Here is a 689-nt window from a genome sequence, read left to right on the forward strand (position 1 = left end):
GCGCCGGCACCGCGCCGGCGACCAGGGTGACGAGCCGCTCGGCGGGCACGGTGCGGCCACGCTCGGTCCAGGCCGAGTCGGCGGCGAGCACGGAGGGCCGCACGGCCAACCAGTGCAGCGGGAACGAGCCGCGCAGCTCGGGCGAGTAGGCCCGGGCCTCCGCCTCGGAGAGCCCGTCGCGGCTCTTGGGCGTCGGGTGCAGCGGGTGGCCGAACAGGAGCGACTGCTCGCCGCTGAGGAAGGCACCGTTCGCGACGGGGTCGCCCGGGGCGGCGCGGCGACCGACGAGGAAGGCGGCGGTGCGCCGCACCGAGTCCGCGACCCGGCCCACGAGTTCGGCGCTGCCGGCCGCGCCCTCCGGCGCCCCGTACGCCGCCCCGTCGGCCTCCTCCCCCGCCCCGTACCCCGCTGCGTGCTCGGCGCTGAACGCGTCCGCGAGGGCGGCCGTGGCGTCGGCGACGCCGTCGGCGGCACCGTAGGCGCTGTCCAGCGCGCCGGTGGTGTCGTACGCGCCGGGGGGCGCGCCATCGCCGCCGTACGCGCTGCCCTGCGCGCCCTCGACCGGATAGATCTCCTCCTCCCCCGGGTCCAGCGCGGCGCCCGGCGTCGTCCCGCGGTGGGCACGGTCGGCTTCGCTCGCACCGTCCCCGGAGCGCGCCACCTCCGCCAGGTCCGGCGGGCTCGTGGCC

General features: G+C 79.5%; 1 protein-coding gene. It reads right to left on the minus strand.

Annotated features, from left to right (window positions below; translation table 11 throughout):
- Positions 1-689 (minus strand): IucA/IucC family protein (locus tag KUM32_RS33750; RefSeq protein WP_217145732.1); only part of this gene is annotated, 689 nt, incomplete at both ends.

This window comes from Streptomyces sp. AC627_RSS907 (genome assembly GCF_019049165.1).